We start from the raw sequence: 6,672 nt of genomic DNA on the forward strand, positions 1-6,672 counted from the left end.
GCGACTCCCCTCAAGCATTTGAAATCCCTCGCTCCTGCCGGGCGCGTTTACCCGGCGTTCACGAATGCCGGCGCCGGCGCCGGCCGCGATCCCGATGGAAGCTTCCGTAGTCGGCTGCCCGGCGGCCGGAAGGTGACAGCCGCGGCGGAATGCCTATATCGGGAGAGGCGAGGGTCCGCTGCGGGCCGGAAACACGAGGGTCGCGGAACGTCACCGGATGCAACCTGTATTTGAAGTCAATGGCTTGAGCATGGTTTCGCGCGCATGAAGCGGCTCGCCGACCTCATCGACGCCTTCGCGCCGGCGGACGGGCCGCCGCCCGACCGGCTGGGGCGGTTCTTCCTCTGGGTGCTGCGCGGCTCGGTCCCGGCGATCCTGCTGGCGCTGCTGGTCTCCGTCGCGGTCGGCGCCACCGAGGTCGCCGCCGCGGCGATCATCGGCCGCCTTATCGACCTCGCCCAGGCGCGCGGGGCCGAGGGGCTCATCGCCGGGAGCTGGCCGTGGCTGGTCGGGGCGGTCCTCTTCTTTCTCGTCCTGCGCCCCTGCCTGATGGGGCTGAGCGCGGCGCTGAACGCGCTCACCCTCGGCCCCAACCTCTACCCGCTGGTGCTGTCGCGGCTGCACCGGCACACGCTCGGCCAGGCGCTCTCCTTCTTCGATGACGACTTCGCCGGCCGCATCGCGCAGAAGCAGCAGCAGACGGCGCGGGCGGTGACCGAGGCGATCAGCGAATCGGTCAACACCTTCGGCCTCGCGGTGACCGCCGTCGTCGGGGCGGCGGCGGTGATGGGCCGGATCAACCCCTGGCTGGCGGTCGGGATGCTGGTCTGGATCTCGGGCTACGTCGTGCTGATCCGCCACTTCATGCCGCGCATCCGCGCCCGCTCCAAGGCCCGCGCCGCGGCGCGGGCGGTGGTGACCGGGCAGGTCGTCGACACGCTGACCAACATCGCCACCGTGAAGCTCTTCAGCCACGGCAGCCACGAGGACGAGGCGGCGCTCGACGCGCTCGGCGGCTACCGCGGGGCGCAGATCGACTTCGGCGCGACGAGCGCGCTCTTCCGCTTCTGGCTGATGACGCTGGCCGGCGTCCTGCCGGTGCTGCTGATCGGCGGCGCGCTGCTGCTCTGGACCCGCGGCGCCGCCACGGCCGGCGACATCGCGACCGCCGGGCTCCTCGCCACCCGCATCGCGCAGATGTCGGGCTGGGTCAGCATGACCGCCATGGGCATCTTCTCGAACATCGGCGAGATCGAGGACGGGATGCGCACCCTCTCGCCGCCGCACACCATCACCGACGCCCCGGGCGCCCGCCAGCCCTCGACCGCGCGCGGCGCCGTCGACTTCGAGGAGGTCAGCTTCGGCTACGGCCGCCCGCGCCCGGCGCTCAACGGCTTCACGCTGCACGTCCGGCCCGGCGAGCGGGTGGCGCTGGTCGGCCGCTCCGGGGTGGGCAAGACCACCGCGGTCTCGCTGCTCCTGCGCCTCTACGACGTCGAGAGCGGGCGCATCCTGCTCGACGGGGTCGACATCCGCGAGCTGACCCAGGACGCGCTGCGCGCCCAGATCGGCATGGTCCGGCAGGAGACGGCGATGTTCAACCGCTCGGCGATCGAGAACATCCGCTACGGCCGGCCGGAGGCGACCGACGAGGAGGTCTACGAGGCGGCCCGCCGCGCCGAGGCGCACGACTTCATCCTCGGCCTGCGCGACGTGCGCGGGCGGACCGGCTATGCCGCCCACCTCGGCGAGCGCGGGGTCAAGCTCTCGGGCGGCCAGCGCCAGCGGATCGCGCTCGCCCGCGTCATCCTGAAGGATGCGCCGGTGCTGGTGCTCGACGAGGCGACGAGCGCGCTCGACAGCGAGGTCGAGGCGGCGATCCAGGAGACGCTCGACACGGTGATGGAGGGCAAGACGGTCATCGCCATCGCCCACCGCCTCTCGACCATCGCGCGGATGGACCGGATCGTCGTGCTCGAGGATGGCCGCATCGTCGAGGAGGGCAACCACGCCCGGCTCCTCGCCCAGGGCGGCCGCTACGCCCGCTTCTGGCGCCACCAGTCCGGCGGCTTCATCAACCTCGCCGCAGAGTGACGGTGGCAAGGCGCCGAAACCCGCCGAGGGGCCGCTTGTGGATGCAACGGGAGGAGGCCGCTCTTCCTACGCGGGCGGAACGAAGCGGAAGCGGCAGGACTTGCCGCCGCGCTGCATGCACTCCTGATGCTCGACCTGCGCGCCCATGAGGCCCGACAGGAATCCCAGATCGAACCGGCAGACCTCGGTGAATTCCTTCGAGAGGTCGTGGTAGACGCAATTCTTGCAGGAGATGCGCGGCAGCCGATCCCCCGGCTGCGGATCGACCAGTCGCGCCGCGAAGCCGGTCTCGTTCATGATCGTGACGATCTCGACCACCCGTTCGGCGCGCGTCTTGCCGACGAGGCGCGGAATCGCGACCGCCGAAAGGTCGACCCCCATGTTGTACATGTATTCGGCGAAGCGCTCCTCGCCGATCTCCTTGCGGAGACCGAGCAGGAGGGCGCGGGAGAACCAGGAATATTGCTTCGGGAAGAGGCTCTTTCCGACGTCTGACAAAGCGTAGACGTTTCCCGGCCGGCCGCCGGTGCTCTTGGCCAGGCTCCTTTGCACGTATCCGTCCCGCTCCAGCGCCGCGAGATGCTGGTTGACGGCGCTGCGGCTCAATCCGGTCTCGCTGCTGAGGTCGTCGACCGTCAGGCCGCTGTCCGAATCGAGCAGCAGGGCGAGAAACTGCTTCTGGCTCGGCCCGAGGCGAGCCAGCGCGTCCGAGGTGCTCTGGGTGTTGGGCGGCTGCTGCAGCACGGGGAAGAAAGCGGTCATACGACATCCACATGAAAGCGACACCGCCATGCCGCTGGCATGACAGCCTTGCGCCTTTTGGTGGATAACGCAAGAATTACTTTTGACTCAAAAAACCGTACAAAGTAGCTTAACCGGGCCGGGCGACGCCCGCAAGATGGCGCGCACGTGCCCAACCAGAGGAACGCACGGAGGGAACACCCGATGATCGACTTCACGCTGACGTCTGAGCAGAAAGCGCTTCAGCAGGTCGCCAGAGAGTTCGCCCAGGATGTCCTGAAGCCGATCGTCCGGGAAGCGGACGCCGAGCCGGACCCGCAGAAGGGCTTCCAGATGATCAAGCCCGCCTACGAGAAGGCCTACGAGCTCGGCTTCGCGATGTGCTTCCTGCCGAAGGAGTATGGCGGCGGCGGGGTGTCGAACGTCGACCTCTTGATCGCGGCGGAGGAGATCACCGCCGTCGACCCGGGCTTCGGCTGCGTCCTGCTCGTGAACGGGCTGGCGCTTCTGCCGCTGGTCTGGTTCGGCAAGGAGGAGCAGAGGAAGAAGTGGCTCACCCTCGCCTGCAACGATCCGAAGAAGAGCTTCCTCGCCGGCTGGGTGGTGTCGGAGCCGGCCGGATCGCCGGGCGGAACCGCCAACTTCGACCATCCGAGCCCGCAGGCCGGCATCCAGGTCACCGCCGACCTGAAGAACGGCGAGTATGTCATCAACGGGCGCAAGTACTGGCCGTCGAGCGCCGCGGGCTGGGACATGCAGGGCGCGGACGTCAGCGTGGTCGTGGTGCGGACCGACCGGCAGAAGGGCGGCAAGGGCGGCCTCTCGTGCATCATCGTTCCGCGGGGCACGCCGGGCGTCACCTACGAGCCCTGCATCGACACGATGGGGCACCGGCTGAACCAGAACTGCGACATCCGCTATGACAACGTGCGGGTTCCGGAGGAGAACGTCTTCGCGCTCGGCGAGGGCGATCTCGTCATCAGCAAGGCCTTCACCTGGTCGGGCCCGGTGGCGGGGATCGCCGGCGTCGGCGTGGCGCGAACCGCCTACGAATATGCGCTGAACTGGGCGAAGACCTATACCGCGGGTGGGCTCGATCCGATCATCTACCACCAGAATGTCGGCTACATGCTGACCGACGTGGCGATGAAGATCGAGGCGGCGCGGTATCTGAGCTGGAAGGCGGCCGCCTATGCCGACAGCTACGACTGCGAGAACTATTCGCTCGGCGCCATGTCGAAGATCTTCGGCGGCGAGACCGCGATGCAGTGCGTCTACGACTGCATGCGGGTCGTCGGGATCAACAGCTACGATCGCCGCAGCCATCCCTTCGACAAGCTGATGCGCGACGTGCTCTGCTTCCCGATCTACGACGCGGGCAACATGGGCATGCAGCGGCGGAAGATCTGGGGGATGCTGGCGCACCCGAGCTTCAACCCGCGCTCCTTCGTGGACCACGAACTCGTCGAGTTCACGCGCGAGATGGAGGGTATCGGCTCGGTGACCGCGCGGCCGGGCGCAGCCTGATCGACGCGGGACCTTCGAGGACGCGCCGGCCCGATCCCGATCGGGCCGGCCGGGAGCAGGCGCGTCATGGCAGAGCAAGCGATACGGGAGACCTTCGGCCTGATGCCGCCGGGGACGTCGCATTATCTCTACGTCGTCTTCGCGCCGTTCGCCCTGGTCTTCGCCTACGGCGCCTATCTCCGGCTCGCCCGGTCGGGGCTGATCGACCTCGTCAGGGGAGGATCGGGCGGGATCGCAGGCGCCCTCGGCCGACTGGGCTGGTATGCGCTCCTGCAACGGCGCGTCGCCGCGCGCCCGCGGGGGTATGCGCATCTCGGCATCTTCTACGGTTTCCTGGCGCTCTTCGCCGGCACCACCATTGTCTTCATCGACTGGGACATCCTGCGCCCGCTCGGGGTCAGGTTGCTCGCCGGGGCGCCCTACCTCCTGCTCGAGTCGTTCCTCGACGCCCTCGGGGTGGCGTTCGTCGTCGGCCTTTGCGTCGCGCTGGTGTGGCGGCTCGCGAGGCTCCGCACGAGCACGCCCGACCAGCGTGCCGTGCAACTGCAGTTCCTCGGCCTGATCGGCGGCCTCCTCTTTCTCGGCCTGACCGGTTTCCTGCTCGAGGGCCTGCGCATCCTGTTGCGTCCGGCCTCCTGGACCGACGTCTCCTTCGTCGGGACGGCCGTCGCCGGCTTCCTGTCGGGCGCCGTCTCGCCCGGGACCGCGCAGGAGATCTATGTCGGGCTCTGGTGGAGCCACGCGGTGGTCGCGTTCACGCTGATCGCGCTCCTTCCCTTCACCGTGTTCCTTCACGCCGGGGCGGCGCCGCTCAACGTCATGGCCCAGCCGGGCCTCCCGCGCCGGGAGCTCGACGCGCCATTCGACCTGCGGGAGGTGATGGAATCGGGGAACTTCGATCTGCAGCCCGGAGTCGCGACGGTGGCGGGCTTCGACGCCGGGCGGCGCTTCGCGCTCCTCGCCTGCACCAACTGCGGGCGCTGCGACGAGGTCTGTCCGGCGGTGGCGATGGGAACGGCGCTGTCGCCGCGCCGGCTGGTGCAGTCGCTGCGCCGCCAGGTCCTGGAGGCGAAGACCGAGGAGGACCTTCTCGACACCGCAGTGGTGTCGCCGGAAGCGCTCTGGGCCTGCACCACCTGTGCCGCCTGCGTCATGGCCTGCCCGGTCCTGATCCGGCCCGTCGACTACATCGTGCCAATGCGGCGCGAAGAGGTCTCGCGCCAGCATCTGGACGCGCGGCAGGGCGCCCTTCTCGCCAATCTCGGGCGCAGCGCCAATCCGTTCGGGCTTCCTCCCGACCGCAGGGACGATCTGCCCGGGTCCCTCGCGCAAGCTGACGGGGTGGAGTCATGACGGATGCAGGCGGGGCCGAGGCCGACGACTGGATCTACTGGACCGGGTGCGCGGCCAACTACGACCGGCGGATCGGGCTCGTCGTCGCGGCGACGGTCAAGGTGCTGCGCGCCGGCGGCATGCGGCTGCGCTTTCTCGGCCGCGAGGAAGCCTGCACCGGCGACGCCGCGCGGCGGCTCGGCGAGGAGGGCCTGTTCCAGCAGCTCGCGCTGCAGAACATCGAGACGCTGACCCGCCACCGGGCGCGGAGGATCGTGACCCACTGCGCGCACTGCTACCACACGCTGAAGAACGAGTATCCGCGCTTCGGCGGCGCGTTCGAGGTCCGCCACCACAGCGAGGTGATCGCCGAGCTGATCGGGGCGGGCCGGATCCGCCTCCGGCGCGAGGCCTCGCTCAGCGTCACGCTGCACGATTCGTGCTACGTGGGCCGGTACAACCGCATCTTCGAGGCCCCGCGGCGGGCGCTCGGCGCGGCGCTCGAGGTGAAGGAGATGCCCCGGCACGGCGACCGGAGCTTCTGCTGCGGCGCCGGCGGCGCCAACTACTGGTACGACGCGAAGAAGACGACGACCGCTGGCGTCCTTCGCATGCAGGAGGCGAAGGCGACCGGCGCCAAGGTCGTCGCCGCGGAATGCCCGTTCTGCATCAAGATGCTGGAGCAGGGGGCGCAGGCGCTGCCGCCCGACGAGACCCTGACCGTCCGGGATATCGCCGAGATCGTCGCCGACTCGCTCGAGGAGCCGGCGGTCCCGGACGAGCCGCCGACTTCAGAGTGAAGAGGACCGCCCATGGCCGACGACCGCCCCCTCAACCTTCTCGCGCTGGTCAAGTTCGTTCCCGACCCCAACCAGCTTCAGGCCGACGCGGAGGGCAGGCCGGATCTGGCGCGCGCCCCTTTCCGGATCAGCACCTTCGACGAGAATGCGGTCGAGGCCGCGCTCGGGCTGGCCGCGG

Annotated in this window: 5 protein-coding genes; 4 read left to right on the forward strand and 1 reads right to left on the reverse strand. The window is 69.3% G+C overall.

The genetic code is table 11. The features are described 5' to 3' along the window. Positions 1-264 precede the first annotated feature (264 nt). Positions 265-2,094, forward strand: coding sequence for an ABC transporter ATP-binding protein (locus Q0112_RS15215; protein ID WP_297976738.1), 1,830 nt, complete (start codon positions 265-267; stop codon positions 2,092-2,094). A gap of 66 nt (positions 2,095-2,160) precedes the next feature. Here Q0112_RS15215 and Q0112_RS15220 read toward each other — a convergent pair whose 3' ends face one another. Next, positions 2,161-2,856 (reverse strand): MarR family transcriptional regulator, encoded by a 696-nt coding sequence (locus Q0112_RS15220; protein ID WP_297976740.1) that lies wholly within the window; start codon positions 2,854-2,856, stop codon positions 2,161-2,163. Between the two features lie 183 nt (positions 2,857-3,039). Here Q0112_RS15220 and Q0112_RS15225 point away from each other — a divergent pair, with 183 nt between their 5' ends. The 3 genes from Q0112_RS15225 to Q0112_RS15235 all read left to right on the forward strand — a co-directional run bounded on the left by Q0112_RS15225 (position 3,040) and on the right by Q0112_RS15235 (position 6,494). Beyond that, positions 3,040-4,362, forward strand: a complete 1,323-nt coding sequence (locus tag Q0112_RS15225; protein ID WP_297976742.1) for an acyl-CoA dehydrogenase family protein — start codon at positions 3,040-3,042, stop codon at positions 4,360-4,362. A 66-nt stretch (positions 4,363-4,428) separates the two neighbouring features. Next, complete coding sequence (locus Q0112_RS15230; protein ID WP_297976745.1) at positions 4,429-5,715, forward strand: (Fe-S)-binding protein; 1,287 nt, start codon at positions 4,429-4,431, stop codon at positions 5,713-5,715. Then, positions 5,712-6,494, forward strand: coding sequence for a (Fe-S)-binding protein (locus Q0112_RS15235; protein ID WP_297976747.1), 783 nt, complete (start codon positions 5,712-5,714; stop codon positions 6,492-6,494). Before Q0112_RS15230 ends, Q0112_RS15235 begins: the two co-directional genes overlap by 4 nt. Positions 6,495-6,672 lie beyond the last annotated feature (178 nt).

Source organism: uncultured Amaricoccus sp. (assembly GCF_937858865.1).
Classification (GTDB): domain Bacteria; phylum Pseudomonadota; class Alphaproteobacteria; order Rhodobacterales; family Rhodobacteraceae; genus Amaricoccus.

What these genes read in the sequence shown, in the direction of transcription:
- Q0112_RS15220 (WP_297976740.1), bottom strand. Translation starts at nt 2,856, where the DNA reads ATGACCGCTTTCTTCCCCGTGCTGCAGCAGCCGCCCAACACCCAGAGC.
- Q0112_RS15215 (WP_297976738.1), top strand. Translation starts at nt 265, where the DNA reads ATGAAGCGGCTCGCCGACCTCATCGACGCCTTCGCGCCGGCGGACGGG.
- Q0112_RS15230 (WP_297976745.1), top strand. Translation starts at nt 4,429, where the DNA reads ATGGCAGAGCAAGCGATACGGGAGACCTTCGGCCTGATGCCGCCGGGG.
- Q0112_RS15235 (WP_297976747.1), top strand. Translation starts at nt 5,712, where the DNA reads ATGACGGATGCAGGCGGGGCCGAGGCCGACGACTGGATCTACTGGACC.
- Q0112_RS15225 (WP_297976742.1), top strand. Translation starts at nt 3,040, where the DNA reads ATGATCGACTTCACGCTGACGTCTGAGCAGAAAGCGCTTCAGCAGGTC.